12 protein-coding genes are annotated in these 17275 nt (G+C 56.7%); 6 read left to right on the top strand and 6 right to left on the bottom strand.

Annotated features, from left to right (window positions below; translation table 11 throughout):
* Positions 1 to 30: 30 nt before the first annotated feature.
* Complete coding sequence (locus SK50_RS09875; protein ID WP_045343692.1) at positions 31 to 3699, bottom strand: DNA translocase FtsK 4TM domain-containing protein; 3669 nt, start codon at positions 3697 to 3699, stop codon at positions 31 to 33.
* Between the two features lie 135 nt (positions 3700 to 3834).
* Positions 3835 to 4329 carry a leucine-responsive transcriptional regulator Lrp gene (gene lrp / locus SK50_RS09870; protein WP_000228469.1) on the bottom strand — a complete coding sequence of 165 codons (495 nt, stop codon included), beginning with the start codon at positions 4327 to 4329 and terminating at the stop codon, positions 3835 to 3837.
* A 543-nt stretch (positions 4330 to 4872) separates the two neighbouring features.
* On the opposite strand from lrp, the gene trxB reads away from it, so the two are divergent.
* From trxB to infA, 5 genes are all read left to right on the top strand, one after another.
* Complete coding sequence (gene trxB / locus SK50_RS09865; protein WP_003858303.1) at positions 4873 to 5841, top strand: thioredoxin-disulfide reductase; 969 nt, start codon at positions 4873 to 4875, stop codon at positions 5839 to 5841.
* Positions 5842 to 5955: 114 nt separating this feature from the next.
* Positions 5956 to 7722: a heme ABC transporter permease/ATP-binding protein CydD gene (gene cydD, locus SK50_RS09860; protein ID WP_045343694.1), complete on the top strand. Its 1767-nt coding sequence runs from the start codon at positions 5956 to 5958 to the stop codon at positions 7720 to 7722.
* The gene (gene cydC / locus SK50_RS09855) at positions 7722 to 9443 is read left to right on the top strand and encodes a heme ABC transporter ATP-binding protein/permease CydC (RefSeq protein WP_045343696.1); all 1722 of its coding nucleotides are present in this window, start codon (positions 7722 to 7724) and stop codon (positions 9441 to 9443) included. Before cydD ends, cydC begins: the two co-directional genes overlap by 1 nt.
* Before the next feature lie 45 nt (positions 9444 to 9488).
* Positions 9489 to 10193 carry a leucyl/phenylalanyl-tRNA--protein transferase gene (gene aat / locus SK50_RS09850; protein WP_017693706.1) on the top strand — a complete coding sequence of 235 codons (705 nt, stop codon included), beginning with the start codon at positions 9489 to 9491 and terminating at the stop codon, positions 10191 to 10193.
* Between the two features lie 284 nt (positions 10194 to 10477).
* The gene (gene infA / locus SK50_RS09845; RefSeq protein WP_002211347.1) at positions 10478 to 10696 is read left to right on the top strand and encodes a translation initiation factor IF-1; all 219 of its coding nucleotides are present in this window, start codon (positions 10478 to 10480) and stop codon (positions 10694 to 10696) included.
* Positions 10697 to 10900: 204 nt separating this feature from the next.
* Here infA and clpA read toward each other — a convergent pair whose 3' ends face one another.
* Complete coding sequence (gene clpA, locus SK50_RS09840) at positions 10901 to 13180, bottom strand: ATP-dependent Clp protease ATP-binding subunit ClpA (protein WP_006809407.1); 2280 nt, start codon at positions 13178 to 13180, stop codon at positions 10901 to 10903.
* Between the two features lie 27 nt (positions 13181 to 13207).
* On the bottom strand, positions 13208 to 13528 hold the full coding sequence (gene clpS, locus SK50_RS09835; RefSeq protein WP_006174393.1) for an ATP-dependent Clp protease adapter ClpS: 321 nt from the start codon (positions 13526 to 13528) through the stop codon (positions 13208 to 13210).
* Positions 13529 to 13795: 267 nt separating this feature from the next.
* Here clpS and cspD point away from each other — a divergent pair, with 267 nt between their 5' ends.
* Entirely contained in the window at positions 13796 to 14017 is a 222-nt protein-coding gene (gene cspD, locus SK50_RS09830; RefSeq protein WP_006809408.1) for a cold shock-like protein CspD, read from the top strand.
* Positions 14018 to 14087: 70 nt separating this feature from the next.
* On the opposite strand, the gene macB is transcribed toward cspD, so the two are convergent.
* Both macB and macA read right to left on the bottom strand, forming a co-directional pair.
* Positions 14088 to 16028 carry a macrolide ABC transporter ATP-binding protein/permease MacB gene (gene macB, locus SK50_RS09825; RefSeq protein ID WP_015570984.1) on the bottom strand — a complete coding sequence of 647 codons (1941 nt, stop codon included), beginning with the start codon at positions 16026 to 16028 and terminating at the stop codon, positions 14088 to 14090.
* Entirely contained in the window at positions 16025 to 17140 is a 1116-nt protein-coding gene (gene macA / locus SK50_RS09820; RefSeq protein ID WP_015570985.1) for a macrolide transporter subunit MacA, read from the bottom strand. Before macA ends, macB begins: the two co-directional genes overlap by 4 nt.
* Positions 17141 to 17275 lie beyond the last annotated feature (135 nt).

The raw sequence follows: 17275 nt of genomic DNA, 5'->3' as shown, positions 1-17275 counted from the left end.
TGATTTACCCTTCTTTGCAATCGCTGAAGGTTAATCAAACGGCGGTGGCGCCAGCACCTCACGGTTACCGTTATGCCCCTGTTCGCTCACAATACCCTGGGCTTCCATCTGCTCGATAATACGCGCCGCGCGGTTGTAGCCAATACGGAACTGGCGCTGGACGCCGGAGATGGACGCCTTACGTTTTTCGGTAACGAAATTAACCGCCTGGTCAAATAACGGATCCAGCTCTTCGCCACCGTCAAAACCACCGCCGCCACCTTCGCTTTCACTGTCGGAGGTGATGCCGTCAACGTATTGCGGCCGACCGCGCGCTTTCCAGTCCTGCACCACCGCGTGCACTTCCTGGTCGCGAACAAATGCACCGTGGACACGCACCGGCGAGGTGGAGTTCGGGCCGGAATAGAGCATATCACCCATCCCCAGCAGCGACTCTGCACCACCCTGGTCCAGGATAGTACGCGAGTCAATTTTACTCGACACGGTAAACGCGATACGGGTCGGGATGTTTGCCTTAATAAGTCCGGTGATAACGTCTACGGACGGACGCTGCGTTGCAAGCACCAGGTGGATGCCCGCCGCACGCGCTTTCTGTGCCAGACGCGCAATCAGCTCTTCCACTTTCTTGCCAACGGTCATCATCAGGTCGGCGAATTCATCCACCAGCACCACGATGTAAGGCAGTTTTTCCAGCACCGGATGCTGGGCATCCATGCTGTCACCCGGCTTCCAGTATGGGTCCGGAATCGGACGGCCCATACGTGCCGCCTCAGCGATTTTCTCGTTATAACCGGCCAGGTTACGCACGCCCAGCGCAGACATCAGCTTATAGCGACGCTCCATTTCATTGACGCTCCAGCGCAATGCGTTGGCGGCGTCCTTCATGTCGGTCACCACTTCCGTTAACAGGTGCGGAATGCCTTCGTAGACGGACAGTTCAAGCATTTTCGGGTCGATCATGATGAAACGCACATCTTCAGGCTGCGCTTTGTAGAGCATACTGAGGATCATGGCGTTCACCCCGACCGATTTACCGGAGCCGGTGGTACCCGCAACCAGCAGGTGCGGCATCTTCGCGAGATCGGCAACCACCGGATCGCCAGCGATATCTTTACCCAGCACCACGGTCAGCGGGGACGGGTTGTCGCGGAATTTGGTGTTATCCAGAACTTCACGCAGATAAACGGTCTGGCGTTTCTTGTTTGGCAGCTCAAGGCCAACGTAAGGCTTACCTGGGATCACTTCCACCACGCGAACCGCCACGGTCGACAGAGAACGCGCCAGGTCACGGGACAGGTTAGAAATACGCGCCGCTTTTACGCCTGGCGCCAGGTTCAGTTCGAAACGGGTGATCACCGGGCCAGGGGAGTAGTTCACCACGTCCGCTTTAATACGGAAGTCAGCCAGACGCGCTTCCACCAGACGGGCCATCTGCTCAAGAGCAAAAGTATCCACCGGTTCGACTTCCGCTGGCGGCGGCGTTAACAGATCCAGCGACGGCAACGGCGTACTTGGTCGTTGCAGCGGACGGCTGTCTCCGTTACGCATCAACAGCGGGTGAATCAGGCTTTCCTGCGGCTGTGGTGCTGGCTGCTGGAACTGCGGCTGCGGCGGTTGGGCCGGCGGTGTATGCGGCTGCGCATAAGCCTGCGGCACTGGCTGTTGTGGTTGCGCATTAACCTGCGGCGCTGGCGCCTGACGCACCGGTTCCGCTTCTGGCATCACGCTCGGCGTGAACAGCGGTTCGCTCGGACCGTCATCCACCAGATCTTTCATCGGTGAAAATTCAAAATCCGAGAGCGAGAACGGGTTTGCCCCCGAAGGCTGCTCACCGGAATAACGTTGCTGCAGCGTGGCCGCAAACTGACGCGCTAATTCCGCTTCGGCAGCATCATCTTCATCCTGCTGAGAATGAACATCGTGTTGGTACTCATTCCCGTAGCGTTGAGTCTGCTGGGCGGCAAACTGACGCGCCAGCTCATCCTGATGCAGTTCGTCGGCATCATCTTCGTAGTCGGACTCACGGGCTTTTTCTTCCGCCATACGCTGGGAAGGCAGTTTAATGCCATAAGAGGCCAGCTCCCGGCGCGTCGGTACGCGCACGCGATTAGGACGCGGCAATTGTGGACCAATGCCCTCTTTTACCTGAGGACGCGGCGCACCATCGGTTGCCGGGCTGAATAGCGGAGCGGACGCGGCAGCGGCTGCCGTTGCCTGCTTCACGGTTTCCGCTCCTGACGCAACGGCTGGCGCTGGATCTACAGGTGCAACGCTTGCAGAAGGCGCTTTTACAACAGGCTCCTGCACCGGCTCAGGCACGGGCTGATACCAGGCGGCAAGCTGCTCGCGCTCTCGGGCACGGCGCTCTTCCACCTCTTCAAAATAGTACAATGGCGGACGGGATGGCTTCGCTTCCTCCACCACTTCGGGTTCAGACACCGGCGCAACGTATGGCTGTTCAGGTTCAGCAGGTTCGGGCGTATAAGCCTGATACGGCTGTTGCGGCTCGCTGGCAGGCTCAGGCGGCTGATACGGTTGCTGCCACTGTTCCTGCTGCACAGGAATATAGCTTTCAGGCTCCGGCGCAATGGTCGGTTCAGGCGTATGGACACCTGGCGCAGTCTGCCAGTCCACCTGCGGTTGCTGGATCGCGGACTCCGGTGCCGGAACAGGCGAGGACGGCATCACGGCTTCAACAGGCGCAACATGGGCCTGCGCAGCCGTCGTTGCGGCAGCAGCAGCGGCTACCGGTTCAGTCACGGAATGACCATGCAACAGCGGATCGTATTCATCATACTCACCCGGCGTAGCTCGATGACCAGAGAACAACACATCATCAGGATCGACGGCCGCGCCGCGATACTCAATCTGCTCCTCTTCATCCATACGTTTGCCGGAGAAAAGCGCGGCATCCGTTTTACGGCCTAACGGGTTAGCAAATTTTTCAGCAACGCGCTGGCGGCGTGCCAGAGCACCGCGCAGAATACGGGCACGGCGGGATTCACGACGCTGCACGGGTGCCTCGTCTTCCTCTTCGTACTCATCTTCATATTCGTCTTCATCGACCCACGTATCATCACGACGGGTGCGATTGCTGGCAAACGTCAGCAGAGTCAGAATAAAGCTGCCGATTTTTTCGGCAATGCTCACCCAGGACCAGCCGGTAAACAGCGTCAGGCCCGCTGCCCAGATACAAAGCAGCGCCAGCGTGCCGCCGCTGCTGTGAAGCATCGGTTGCAGCGCGGAGCTCAACAGGCTGCCAATCACCCCGCCGGAGGCGAAGTACCAGATGTCATCGGCGTTGATCGCCGCCAGTCCGCAGGAGGTGAGGATCAGCGCCAGGGCGCCAATCAGGCGCAGCGAAACGGCAAAATAATCGATGTAGTCGTCGTTCTGTCGATGACGCCAGGCAAACCAGCATCCGCCAATAATGATGACGGGAAGGGTATAGGCCATCACACCGAAAATGAAGAAGAGTGTGTCCGCAAGCCAGGCGCCGGGAACGCCACCTAAATTATGGATAGGCTCATGCCATGCGGTTTGCGACCAGCTGGGGTCTGAGGGGTTGAAACTGAGTAAGGCAGCCATCAGCCAGACGGCAAAAAGGGCAATAACAATCAGTAACGCCTCAAGGAGACGACGTCCGCTGCTTAGCTTAGATAATGTGACTTCTTTGTCTTCAGTGTATTCCTGGCTCAAGAAAGGCTCTCCAGGTATCAGGCATGTCCTGCCTGTGTGCTAAAACGGACAACAGCGCCGGGACTCCCCGGCACTGTTGCTGTATGGATTAACAGGAGTGTAATCAAACTACACTGATTTTGCACCTGTTCCGTGTTAGCGCGTCTTAATAACCAGACGATTGCTCTGTTTGACCTCTTCCATCACCACATAAGTACGGGTGTCGTTCACGCCTGGCAGACGCAGCAGGGTTTCACCCAGCAGCTTACGGTAGGCGGACATATCAGGCACACGGGTTTTCAACAGGTAGTCAAAATCACCGGAAACCAGATGACACTCTTGAATTTCTTCAAGTTTTTGCACAGCGGCGTTAAATTGCTCAAACACATCTGGTGCACCACGATTCAGAGTAATCTCAACAAATACCAGAAGTGAGGCATCCAGATAATGCGGGTTCAGCAGAGCCGTATAGCCCTGAATAAAACCCTGTCTTTCCAGTCGACGCACACGCTCAAGGCACGGCGTCGGGGAAAGTCCCACACGTTTTGAAAGCTCGACGTTGGAAATACGCCCATCCTTTTGCAATTCATTAAGAATGTTACGATCGATACGGTCGAGATCTTTGCCAGGGCGCTTCTTGCTATCTACCATTATTATTGTCTCTCTGTATTCCTTCCCTACTCCTGCCTGGACCCTGTGCACATCACTGTTCAGAGCCTGGACCCGTTATTCATCACATCGCCTGGTTATGTATTAGACGCGATGTAGATTCGGGTTCTGCGGTAAGAAGACCGTTGCCCGAAAGCAGTCACAGACATCACGTATGGCGTCTGTCCACACCATGCGTAGATTTCACTGACCCGGTAAAAATGGCATTTCCGTGCATGTCTATGCGGCATGCAGTTCGTGCGTCTTTTTTTCTTCCTTGAATGTTTTCGCAAAAGCGCAGGGGATTGTCAAAGCAAAACATCGATTTTTAGTACAACATGCCGGATATTCATTACGGAGGGGTATTAATCCTCATTTTATTGCCTTATAAACGCGCGGTTTTCAGTAGCAGAAGTGATGTGACCGCCTCTGACCCATAGGGCGCGTCTATTGCATATATCGGAAGCAAAACTCTCCTGCTCTTTTTTTACGGCAACAAATTCCCTACAATCCAGCCCATTGCCTGCCAACAACAATGGGGATCTCATGGGCACGACCAAACACAGTAAGCTGCTAATCCTTGGTTCTGGACCTGCGGGATATACCGCAGCGGTCTATGCTGCACGCGCTAACCTGCAACCGGTACTGATCACCGGGATGGAAAAAGGCGGTCAGCTGACCACCACCACGGAAGTGGAAAACTGGCCTGGCGACCCGAACGACCTGACCGGGCCGCTGCTGATGGAGCGCATGCACGAGCATGCCGCCAAATTCGAAACCGAAATCCTGTTCGACCACATCAATAAAGTGGATTTGCAGAACCGTCCGTTCCGCCTGACGGGTGACAGCGGCGAATACACCTGCGATGCGCTGATCATCGCCACCGGCGCCTCTGCCCGCTATCTCGGCCTGCCGTCTGAAGAAGCGTTCAAAGGCCGCGGCGTGTCAGCCTGCGCGACCTGCGACGGTTTCTTCTATCGCAACCAGAAAGTTGCGGTTATCGGCGGCGGCAACACCGCTGTGGAAGAAGCGCTGTATCTGGCAAATATTGCCTCAGAAGTACACCTGATTCACCGTCGCGACACCTTCCGCGCGGAGAAGATCCTGATTAAACGCCTGATGGACAAAGTGGCGAGCGGCAACATTGTGCTGCATACCAACCGTACGCTGGAAGAAGTGACTGGCGATCAGATGGGCGTGGCGGGACTGCGTATCCGTGATACCCAGAACACCGATAACGTCGAAACGCTGGAAGTGGCAGGCCTGTTTGTGGCAATCGGTCACAGCCCGAACACGGCTATCTTTGAAGGCCAGCTGGAGCTGGAGAACGGCTACATCAAAGTGCAGTCTGGCATTCACGGCAACGCCACCCAGACCAGCGTTCCGGGTGTCTTCGCAGCTGGCGACGTGATGGACCATATTTATCGTCAGGCGATCACCTCTGCGGGCACCGGTTGTATGGCCGCGCTGGACGCAGAACGCTACCTGGACGGGCTGGCTGAACAAGGCAAATAATCTTTACAAGTCAGTAACAAACGTAAATAAAGGCGGCCACTGGTCGCCTTTATTTTTGCTCGCGTGTAACATGCAGAGGTCTAATTTCTTATAACGTCACCTGCAAAGTACGCAATGGAAAAAACCCGTCAACAAGAGTTAACCCGCTGGCTGAAACAGCAAAGCGTCCTGTCCCGCCGCTGGCTTATGATTTCCCGCGTTCTGGGATTTATCAGCGGTCTGTTGATTGTTGCCCAGGCATGGCTGCTGGCCCGCATTCTCAACCATATGATCATGGAGAACATCCCGCGCGAAGCGCTGCTGTTGCCGTTTATCGTTCTGGTGCTGGTTTTCGTTCTGCGTGCGTGGGTGGTCTGGCTGCGCGAGCGGGTTGGATTCCATGCCGGGCAGCACATTCGCTATGAGATCCGCCGCAAGGTGCTCGACCGGCTTTCGGAAGCCGGACCTGCGTGGATCCAGGGCAAACCGGCTGGTAGCTGGGCGACGCTGATCCTTGAGCAAATCGACGATATGCACGATTACTACGCGCGTTATCTTCCCCAGATGGCGCTGGCAGTATTTGTGCCCCTGATGATTGTTATCGCCCTCTTCCCTGTTAACTGGGTGGCGGCGTTGATCCTGCTGGGCACCGCCCCGCTCATCCCGCTGTTTATGGCGATGGTCGGCATGGGCGCGGCAGATGCTAACCGTCGTAACTTCCTGGCGCTGGGTCGGTTGAGCGGTCATTTCCTGGACCGTCTGCGCGGAATGGAAACCCTGCGGATCTTCGGTCGTGGTGAAGCGGAAACCGAAAACATTCGTCTGGCATCGCAGGATTTCCGTCAGCGCACCATGGAAGTGTTGCGCATGGCCTTTCTCTCTTCTGGCGTACTCGAATTTTTCACCTCCCTGTCGATTGCGCTGGTGGCGGTTTACTTTGGCTTCTCCTACCTCGGCGCACTGGACTTTGGCCACTACGGTACGGCGGTCACGCTTTCCGCCGGGTTCCTGGCGCTGATCCTGGCCCCGGAATTTTTCCAGCCGCTTCGCGATCTCGGCACCTTTTACCATGCCAAAGCGCAGGCGGTGGGTGCTGCCGACAGCCTGAAAACCTTCATGGAAACGCCGCTGGCGAATCCGGAGCGTGGTGAGGTAACGCTGAATACGAACGATCCGGTGACCATTGAAGCACAGGATTTTTCTGTTCTGTCGCCTGAAGGCAAAGTGCTGGCCGGTCCGCTGAACTTTACCCTGCCTGCCGGGCAACGTGTGGTGCTGGTGGGTACCAGCGGCTCAGGTAAAAGCTCATTGTTGAATGCGCTGTCAGGTTTTATGGCGTACACCGGATCGCTGCGTATCAACAAAACGGAGCTGCGCGAGCTCGATCCTGATGCCTGGCGTAAACAGCTGAGTTGGGTGGGGCAAAACCCTCAGCTGCCAGCTCCGACGCTGCGCGAGAATGTGCTGCTGGCACGCCCGGATGCGCGTGAAGATGAGCTGCAATCGGTCCTCGACCGCGCCTGGGTCAGCGAGTTTCTGCCGCTGCTTGCGCAGGGTGTCGATACCGTCATTGGCGATCAGTCTGCCGGGCTGTCAGTTGGCCAGGCACAGCGCGTCGCGGTCGCCCGTGCGCTGCTCAATCCCTCTTCGCTAATGCTGCTGGACGAACCTGCGGCCAGCCTGGACGCTCACAGCGAGCAGCGCGTGATGGATGCGCTTAACGCAGCCTCACGCCAGCAAACCACCCTGATGGTGACTCACCAGCTGGAAGGTATTGCCGACTGGGATCAGATCTGGGTGATGGAAAACGGACACATTGTTGAACAAGGCGATTACGCCGCGCTTGTTGCCGCGCAGGGGCCGTTTGCGACCCTGCTGGCGAACCGTCAGGAGGATATCTGATGCGCGCCCTGCTTCCGTATCTTGCACTGTATAAACGCCACAAATGGATGCTGACGCTCGGGATCGTGCTGGCGATCGTTACTCTGCTGGCCAGCATCGGTCTGCTTACGCTTTCCGGCTGGTTCCTCTCCGCGTCTGCGGCCGCAGGCTTTGCCGGGCTGTACAGCTTTAACTACATGCTGCCTGCCGCCGGGGTGCGCGGCACGGCCATTACGCGAACTGCCGGACGCTACTTCGAACGTCTGGTCAGCCACGACGCGACCTTCCGCGTGCTGCAACACCTGCGTATTTACACCTTCAGCAAACTGCTGCCCCTCTCCCCTGCCGGGCTGGCACGTTTTCGACAGGGCGAATTACTCAACCGCGTGGTCGCAGATGTGGATACGCTGGATCACCTCTATCTGCGCGTCATTTCACCTATGGTGGGCGCGTTTGTAGTGATTGTCGTGGTCACGCTGGGGTTGAGTTTCCTGGATGTTCCCATCGCACTGACGCTCGGCGGCATCATGCTGATGACGCTGATTATTCTGCCGCCCCTGTTTTATCGTGCAGGTAAAACCACCGGGGAAAACCTGACGCGCCTGCGAGGGGAATATCGCCAGCAGCTCACCGCCTGGTTGCAGGGACAGGCCGAGCTCACCCTTTTTGGTGCCAGCAAACGGTACCGCGCCCGCATGGAAAATACGGAGCTGAACTGGCATGAAGCCCAGCGGCGCCAGTCTGAACTGACCGCGTTCTCCCAGGCGCTGATGATGTTAATTGGTGGGATTGCCGTCATCGCCATGCTCTGGATGGCCTCCGGTGGCGTGGGCGGTAACGCGCAGCCTGGCCCGCTGATTGCGCTGTTTGTTTTCTGTGCCCTGGCAGCCTTTGAAGCCTTAGCCCCGGTCACGGGCGCTTTTCAGCATCTCGGCCAGGTGATTGCCTCTGCGCTGCGCATTACGGATATTGCCGAGCAGGAGCCGGAAGTGAAGTTCAGCGCGGTTCAAACCGCTGTGCCAGAGCAGGTCGCGCTGACGCTCAGCAATGTCACTTTCGCCTACGACAAGCAGGCGCAAAACGCGCTGGAAGACATCACCCTTTCTGTTGATGCCGGGCAGCGCATTGCGATCCTTGGCCGTACGGGATGTGGGAAATCGACACTTCTGCAACTTCTCACGCGCGCGTGGGACCCACAGCAGGGCGAGATTCTGTTTAACGACGTTCCGCTGTCTGGTTTTAGCGAAGCGGCCTTGCGTAAAACGGTCAGCGTCGTGCCCCAGCGGGTGCATCTGTTCAGCGCTACGCTGCGCGATAATCTTCTTCTGGCGGCACCAGACGCCTCCGACGATACGCTGCGGGCAATGCTGGAGCAGGTTGGGCTGCACAAGCTGCTTGAAGACGACGGGTTGAACAGCTGGCTGGGTGAAGGGGGTCGACAGCTTTCCGGCGGCGAACTGCGTCGTCTGGCCATTGCGCGTGCGCTGCTGCACGATGCGCCGCTGATGCTGCTGGATGAACCGACAGAAGGACTGGATGCCACGACAGAGAGCCAAATCCTTGATTTACTGGCGAATGTGATGAAAGGTAAAACCGTGCTGATGGTCACGCACCGTCTGCGAGGGCTGGTGAATTTCGATCAGATAATTGTGATGGACAACGGACACATAATTGAGCAAGGTAGTCACGCAGAGCTGCTGGCAAAACAAGGTCGCTACTACCAGTTTAAACAGCGCCTGTAGACTATATTTGTAGCGTCCTCTCTCGCGTACTGGAGTTCTGTTGTCATGCGCCTGGTGCAGCTTTCTCGCCATAATATTGCGTTCCCTTCTCCGGAGGGGGCGCTGCGTGAACCTAACGGCTTGCTGGCTCTGGGCGGCGATCTCAGCCCGGCACGGCTCTTAATGGCTTACCAGCGCGGCATCTTTCCGTGGTTTTCTCCTGGCGACCCGATCTTATGGTGGTCTCCTGACCCGCGAGCCGTACTGTGGCCTGGGCAGTTTCACCTGAGCCGCAGCATGAAGCGTTTTCATGCAAAATCACCCTTTCGCGTCACGCTTAATCACGCCTTCGGCCAGGTTATCGAAGGCTGCGCTGAAGATCGTCTAGAAGGCACCTGGATAACCCGCGATATCATTATCGCCTATCACCAGCTTCATGAGCTGGGTTACGCGCATTCGATCGAAGTGTGGAGCGGCGACGACCTCGTCGGTGGCATGTACGGCGTGGCGCAGGGTACGCTGTTCTGCGGCGAGTCGATGTTCTCCCGCTCCACGAATGCGTCGAAAACCGCGCTGCTGGTTTTTAGCCAGGAATTTGCCCGACGTGGAGGACAGTTAATGGATTGTCAGGTGCTGAATGAGCATACCGCCTCGCTCGGCGCCGTTGAAATCTCCCGCCGACACTATATCGAACACCTGGAACAGTGCCGAAAGGAGACCCTACCACGCGATTTTTGGGTTCCCAGAACGCTCTTTATACCCAATGCCTAAATGTTTTCCGCATATTTTTTATGAGGGTGTTATAATTACGCCGCAGAGTAGCTTCTGCCTGTTGCCCCGCCGCCGTTTGGGACCCTCGCTTCAGATAACGTCCTTACGTTTATCCTGTCGTCTCCCCTTTACGAATGCGCTTTCCGTTCGGTTGTACCGTGACGCTTGGGCAATACGCTGAGACTGTTTTGCTGCGTTTTAAACGCGCAATTCTTTACTTAATTGAGGAATTTCGGCATTATCTTGCCGGTTCAAAACTTGGTAGTGATACCCCAGAGGATTAGATGGCCAAAGAAGACAATATTGAAATGCAGGGTACCGTACTTGATACGTTGCCTAATACCATGTTTCGCGTAGAACTGGAAAACGGTCACGTGGTAACTGCGCACATCTCCGGTAAAATGCGCAAAAACTATATCCGCATTTTGACGGGCGACAAAGTGACTGTTGAGCTGACCCCGTACGACCTGAGCAAAGGCCGCATTGTCTTCCGTAGTCGCTAATTGTTTTCGCCTGTAATGGCAGATGAATATTTAAAAGGTCGGGACAATCCCGGCCTTTTTTATTTATGGCTTTAGTGTGGCTGTTCAGGAAGAGGTATTTTAGTGCGGTCTGATGCCCTCACCCTGACCCTCTCCCACAGGGAGAGGGAGAAAAGCGGACACAAAAAAGCCGGGTTAAAAACCCGGCTTTTACACTAAAGAAAATCAGTGAGCCGCTTCCGGCTTGTGCTTCGCCGCACTCTGGAAATCGTACGTCAGTTCGTTCTTCGCCTGATCCAGCCCCACCGTTACCTGGCCGCCGTCCACCAGCGAGCCAAACAGCAGCTCGTTTGCCAGCGGTTTCTTCAGGTTGTCCTGAATCACGCGCGCCATCGGACGGGCGCCCATCGCACGGTCGTAGCCTTTCTCAGCCAGCCAGTTGCGGGCCTCCTGGCTCACTTCCAGCGACACGCCTTTCTGATCCAGCTGAACCTGCAACTCGACGATGAACTTGTCCACCACCTGATGAATCACCTCGGTAGACAGATGATCGAACCAGATAATGTTGTCCAGACGGTTACGGAACTCCGGCGTGAAGATCTTCTTGATCTCTTCCATCGCATCGGTGCTGTTATCCTGGTGGATCAGGCCGATGGATTTACGCTCGGTTTCCCGCACCCCGGCGTTGGTGGTCATCACCAGCACCACGTTGCGGAAATCGGCCTTGCGCCCGTTGTTATCGGTCAGCGTCCCGTTGTCCATCACCTGCAACAGGATGTTGAATACGTCCGGGTGCGCTTTCTCGATTTCATCGAGCAGCAGTACCGCGTGCGGGTGCTTGATAACCGCGTCCGTAAGCAGGCCGCCCTGGTCAAAGCCCACGTATCCCGGAGGCGCACCAATCAAACGGCTGACGGTATGACGCTCCATATACTCGGACATATCAAAGCGCAGCAGCTCAATGCCCAGCGCTTTGGAGAGCTGAACCGTCACCTCGGTTTTACCCACCCCGGTCGGGCCGGCGAACAGGAAGGAACCGACAGGCTTGTGGTCATGCCCAAGACCAGCACGGGCCATCTTGATCGCTTCGGTTAAGGCCTCAATGGCTTTATCCTGACCAAAGACCAGCATTTTCAGGCGATTGCCGAGGGTGCGCAGCGTATCACGGTCGCTCTGAGAAACGCTCTTCTCAGGAATACGCGCGATGCGGGCCACCACGGACTCGATATCCGCCACGTTCACAGTTTTCTTACGCTTGCTGGCTGGCATCAGGCGTGCACGCGCACCCGCCTCATCAATCACGTCGATCGCTTTATCCGGCAGATGACGATCGTTGATGTATTTCACCGCCAGTTCCACCGCCGCACGGACCGCTTTCGCGGTGTAACGCACGTCGTGGTGTGCTTCGTACTTGGTTTTCAGGCCGTTGATGATCTGCACCGTTTCGTCAACCGACGGCTCGGTAACGTCGATTTTCTGGAAACGACGCGCCAGCGCACGATCCTTCTCAAAGATGTTGCTGAACTCCTGGTACGTCGTGGAGCCCATCACGCGGATCTTGCCGCTGGAGAGCAGCGGTTTGATCAGGTTAGCGGCATCCACCTGGCCACCGGAGGCCGCACCTGCGCCGATGATGGTGTGGATCTCATCGATAAACAGGATGCTGTTGGTGTCCTGCTCCAGCTGTTTTAACAGCGCTTTGAAACGTTTTTCGAAATCACCGCGGTATTTGGTGCCCGCCAGCAGCGAGCCAATATCCAGCGAGTAGATGGTGCAGTCGGCAATCACTTCCGGCACGTCGCCCTGCACAATGCGCCAGGCCAGCCCTTCGGCAATCGCGGTTTTACCCACGCCAGATTCCCCCACCAGCAGCGGGTTGTTCTTACGGCGACGGCACAGCACCTGGATGGCACGCTCCAGCTCTTTGTCGCGGCCAATCAGCGGGTCGATACCGCCAACGCGAGCAAGCTGGTTAAGGTTGGTGGTGAAGTTTTCCATACGATCCTCCCCGCCTGCTTGCTCTTCATTGCTGTTGATCTGTCCGCTGGGATCCGATGCCTGGTTAGGCTCGTCTTTTCGCGTTCCGTGAGAGATGAAGTTGACCACGTCGAGCCGGCTGACTTCGTGTTTACGCAGCAGGTAGGCCGCCTGGGACTCCTGCTCGCTGAAGATGGCGACCAGGACATTGGCGCCAGTCACTTCGCTACGTCCGGAAGACTGGACGTGGAAAACCGCGCGCTGCAACACGCGCTGGAAGCTGAGCGTCGGCTGCGTGTCGCGCTCTTCTTCACTGGCTGGCAGCACCGGTGTAGTTTGTTCGATGAAGGCTTCGAGTTCCTGACGTAGCGCCACCAGATCCACGGAGCAGGCTTCCAGCGCTTCGCGGGCAGATGGGTTGCTAAGCAGTGCGAGCAGCAGGTGCTCGACGGTCATAAACTCATGTCGGTGCTCACGCGCTCTGGCGAAAGCCATGTTTAAACTGAGTTCCAGTTCTTGATTGAGCATAGGCACCTCCCCCAATTTTATGCCTTATCAGGCCTTTTCCAGCGTACACAGCAACGGATGCTCGTTCTCCCTTGCATAGTCGTTCACCATCGCTACTTTGGTTTCCGCAACCTCGGCAGTAAAGATGCCGCAGATCGCTTTGCCACGATAATGAACGGTAAGCATCAGTTGCGTTGCACGTTCAACATCATAAGAAAAGAACTTTTGTAGCACGTCAATAACAAATTCCATCGGCGTGTAATCATCGTTCATTAACATAACTTTATACATAGATGGCGGTTTTAGCGCGTCGCGCACTTTATCTTCCGCCAGCTGGTCAAAATCCAGCCAATCGTTGGTCTTACCCATTATGCATAACCACTTTGAATCTACCTCAGATGTTAGATAACAATCATCTATTACTGTCATCCGCGATGTCTGTCACAAACTGTTGCAATAGCGTTAACTGCCTCAAATTTTGGTTGATTATTGTCCCAACTCCAGCGCCAAACGCTTGACGGCTTCTTCCGTTTCTCTAAATTGTACAAGCGTGAGTTGGCGAGGTTTTGAACAGCCCCCACTCCACCACCGGTTCATTCCATCTTAATTTATAAGATTTACGAAGGATGTCGAAGCATGGAAATGGGTACTGTTAAGTGGTTCAACAACGCCAAGGGGTTTGGCTTCATTTGCCCCGAAGGCGGCGGCGAGGATATCTTCGCTCACTATTCCACCATTCAGATGGATGGTTACAGGACGCTCAAAGCCGGGCAGTCCGTCCGGTTCGATGTACACCAGGGGCCAAAAGGCAATCACGCCAGTCTTATCGTGCCCGTTGAAGCAGAAACGGTTGCATAGCTCTCTGATTCATTGTGTACACCCCGCAGGCAAAATGCCAGCCCGATCGGCTGGCATTTTTATTTTCGGGTTATTCCCGCGCCAGCGCATCCACCGGATCCAGCCGCGCCGCGTTTCGTGCCGGCAGCCAGCCAAACAAAATGCCGGTAAAGGTGGAGCACAAAAACGCGGTGAGGATCGCCATCGGTGAGAAGCCAATCTCCCACCCCGGTAAAAAGAGCTGGAGCGCGAAGGCGATCATCATCGAGAGCGCAATCCCCATCGCGCCTCCCACCAGACACACCAGCACCGCTTCAATCAAAAATTGCTGGAGCACATCGCTGGCTCTGGCCCCGACCGCCATGCGAATGCCGATCTCCCGCGTACGTTCGGTCACCGACACCAGCATAATGTTCATCACCCCTATCCCGCCGACGACCAGCGAAATCACCGCCACCAGCGTCAGGAACAGCTGAAGAGTACGTGTGGTCTTTTCGGCCGTTTTCAAGAGGCCGTCCATGTTCCAGGTGAAGAAATCCTTTTTCCCGTGGCGCAACGTTAACAGCCGCTCGAGCTGCTGTTCCGCCAGCGCGCTGTCGTAGCCCTCTTTCACTCGCACGGTAATGGAGTTGAGCCAGGACTGTCCCATAATGCGCCCGGAAATGGTGCTGTACGGCAGCCAGACGCGCAGGATCTTGCTGCTGCCAAACATGGACTGTTTCTCTTCCGCCACACCAATCACCGTGGCGGGCATGTTACCCACCAGGATCACTTCCCCCACCACACGGGTTTTATTGGGGAAAAGCTGTCTGCGCGAGTTAGCGTCTAACACCACCACCTGCGCCCTGCCCGCCAGCTGTTCCGCGTTGAAGGTCGCCCCTTCGCTGAAGGTCATGCCGTAGACGTTGAAGTAATCTCCGCTGACGCCGTTAGCGCTGGCCGCCACGTCGATGTTGCCGTAGCGCAGACGCAGGTTTTGCGACACGGCAGGCGTGGCGGAGTTCACCCACGGCTGCTTCTGAATAGCCGCCAGATCGTCGTATTTCAGCGCCTGCTGATACTGCGGCTCGTCGTCGCCAAAATCTTTGCCGGGGTAAACGTCGATGGTGTTAGTCCCGATGGCGCGAATATCCGCCAGCACCAGCTGTTTCGCCGCATCGCCCACCACCACAATCGACACCACCGAGGCAATACCGATAATGATGCCGAGCATGGTCAGCAGGGTGCGCATTTTGTTGGCCGCCATCGCCAGCCAGGCCATGGTCAGCGCTTCACGAAAGCCGCTGGAGAACTGTCCCCAGCCGGTGGACGCAGGTAAGGCTTCTTTCGGCGCCGCCGCTCTGGACTGACGTGGCGGCGGGTTGCTGACCAGCTCGCCGTCGTGGATCTCAATGATGCGTTCCGCCTGCGCTGCCACCTGCGGATCGTGGGTGACAATAATCACCGTATGCCCCTGATCGCGCAGCTGATGCAGGATCGCCATCACCTCTTCACCGGAATGGCTGTCGAGCGCACCGGTTGGCTCATCAGCGAGGATCACCTGTCCGCCGTTCATCAGCGCGCGGGCAATACTCACGCGCTGCTGCTGACCGCCTGAAAGCTGCGAAGGCTGATAATCAACACGCTCCGCCAGCCCAAGACGCGTTAACAGCGCCTTCGCGCGTTCAAGGCGTTTTTTGCGCTCGACGCCCGCATACACCGCTGGCACCTCCACGTTCTGCGCCGCGCTCAGGTGTGAAAGCAGATGGTAACGCTGAAAAATAAAGCCAAAATGCTCGCGACGCAGCTTCGCCAGCGCGTCGCCGTCCAGGGTGGAAACATCCGTCCCGGCCACGCGATAGGTGCCGCTGGTGGGCTTATCCAGACAGCCAAGAATGTTCATCAGCGTTGATTTACCCGAGCCCGACGCCCCGACAATCGCCACCATCTCACCGGCTTCAACGCGCAGGGAGATGCCCTTCAGCACCTCCACCGGCCCGTCGCCGGACGGATAGCTGCGACGAATGTCATTCAGCTCAAGCAGCGCCGTCATTGCGCGGCTCCGGGCAGGGTTTCGCTGGTGACCACTTCCTCACCCTCTTCCAGCCCTTTTACCACCACCACATCGGTGTCGTTACGTGCGCCAATCACCACTTCCCGCTCGCGGCTTTCGCCGTTGCGCAGCACTTTCACCTTGTAGCGATTGTCCCCGGCGGATTCACCCAGCGCGGAGAGCGGAACCGTCAGCACGTTTTTCACGCCGGTCAGCTGGATATGCACCTGGGCGGTCATGTCCAGACGCAGCACGCCCTGCGGGTTTGGCACCTCAAAACGCGCATAGTAGAAGATAGCGTCGTTGACCTTCTCCGGCGTCGGCAGGATATCTTTCAGCACCCCTTCATAGCGGGTTTGCGGATCGCCCAGCACCGTAAACCAGGCTTTCTGCCCCGGCTTAAGGTGAATGACGTCCGCTTCGGATACCTGGGCTTTCACCAGCATGGTGCTCATATCCGCCAGGGTCAGGATGTTCGGCGCCTGCTGCGCGGCGATGACCGTCTGGCCTTGCAGGGTGGTTATCTGCGTCACTTCCCCGGCCATTGGCGCAACGATTTGCGTGTAATCGAGGTTGGTTTTCGCCGTATCCAGCGAGGCCTGATTCCGTTTGATTTGCGCATCGATGGTGCCAATCTGCGCCTGCTTCACCGCCAGCTCCGTGGCGGCTGTGTCCAGATCCTGTTTCGAGATAGCCTGCGTTTTCGCCAGCGCCTGCTGGCGCGTCAGGGTGACCTGAGCGAGATTACGCTCCGCCTGAGCCTGCGCGCGCTGCGCGCGCAGCTCCATCAGCGTCGCTTCCACTTCGCGGATTTGGTTTTGCGCCTGCTCAGGATCGATCACGCCCAGCAGCTGGCCTTTTTTAACCTTATCGCCAATCTCAACTGACAGGGTTTTAAGCTGACCGCTGACCTGCGCGCCCACGTCAACCTTACGCAGGGCATCCAGTTTCCCCGTCGCCAGCACGTTTTGTTGCAGCTCGCCCGGACGAACAATCAGCGTTTGATACTGTGGTACCGGCGCGTTCAGTACCTTCCATAACCAGAATCCGCCCGCTAACACCACTACCGCCAGCAGCAGAAACAGCTTTCTGCGTTTTCCCTTCAGGTTCATAAATATTCCAAATAATTGTTCTGGCTATCATCACCGTTGATTTTATCTAAACCACTCCTCAACGAAACCCCCGATCCCCGTAATCGTCGGGAATTGTTTACCCGATGTTGATAAAGCGCCTGCTGAAATAGCGAT

Origin of the sequence: Enterobacter sp. BWH64 (assembly GCF_001037645.1) — a bacterium.
In the GTDB taxonomy this organism is placed as follows: domain Bacteria; phylum Pseudomonadota; class Gammaproteobacteria; order Enterobacterales; family Enterobacteriaceae; genus Enterobacter; species Enterobacter hormaechei_C.
This window is presented reverse-complemented; position numbering and strand designations above follow the sequence as displayed.